This is a genomic window from Nocardiopsis sp. MG754419 (assembly GCF_018207095.1).
GTDB lineage: Bacteria > Actinomycetota > Actinomycetes > Streptosporangiales > Streptosporangiaceae > Nocardiopsis.
Map to the genome: position 1 here is coordinate 1 of NZ_QOCZ01000404.1, position 362 is coordinate 362.

General features: G+C 65.2%; 1 protein-coding gene. It reads right to left on the minus strand.

Features of this window, described 5'->3' with window-relative positions; translation table 11 throughout:
* On the minus strand, positions 1-362 hold a 362-nt coding region (locus DSY14_RS28310; protein ID WP_211719626.1), incomplete at both ends, for an extracellular solute-binding protein.

Here is a 362-nt window from a genome sequence, read left to right on the forward strand (position 1 = left end):
TGTTGTAGAAGAGCACCCGTGTGGACGCGGCGAACGGCATCCCGTACGCGACCCGCCTCACCTTGCCCGCGTCGCTGAGCTGCGGCAGGAAATCGGCCTGTACGGGGATGGAGAGCAGCTGGCCGGTTTCGTAGAGCTGGTTGCGTGCGGCGTACTCGGCGTACGAGCCGATCTGCGCCATGTCGGGCGCCTTGCCCGCCGCGACCATCTCCTTGACCTTGCGGTCGACGTCGTTCCACGAGTAAACGCTGACCTGCACCCGCACGTCCGGGTGATCGGCCTCGTACTTCTCGACGAGCTCGTCCCAGTATTTCTTCGAGCTGTTCCCCGCGGAATCGCCGTACTCGGCGGCGACGAGTCTC